At 47.2% G+C, this 305-nt stretch carries 1 protein-coding gene; it reads left to right on the top strand.

The window, feature by feature from the left end:
* The coding region (locus tag FH871_RS35490) for a phosphoribosylglycinamide synthetase C domain-containing protein (protein WP_305036643.1) at positions 1–263 on the top strand (263 nt) is incomplete at its 5' end.
* Between the last annotated feature and the right edge of the window lie 42 nt (positions 264–305).

Below are 305 nucleotides of genomic sequence, written 5' to 3'. Positions count from 1 at the left end.
TTGCCTCTGAGGGCTACCCTCTAGCTTATGAAAAAGGCATGGAGCTGCCAGAAAAGACTTCTGGCGACCTCATCACCTACTACGCCGGTGCTAAGTTCGCTGAAAATAGCAGAGCTCTGCTGTCAAATGGCGGACGGGTCTATATGCTGGTCACCACAGCCGATAGCGTCAAAGAAGCCCAAGAAAAAATCTACCAAAAACTATCTGAGCAAGCTACTCAAGGTCTATTCTATCGCAAAGATATTGGAACTAAAGCTCTATGACAGATAAAAGATGTGTGCTCGTCAGTGCCTGCCTTCTAGGTG

It is taken from the genome of Larkinella sp. C7 (assembly GCF_006149005.1).
Lineage (GTDB): Bacteria > Bacteroidota > Bacteroidia > Cytophagales > Spirosomataceae > Larkinella.
This window is presented reverse-complemented; position numbering and strand designations above follow the sequence as displayed.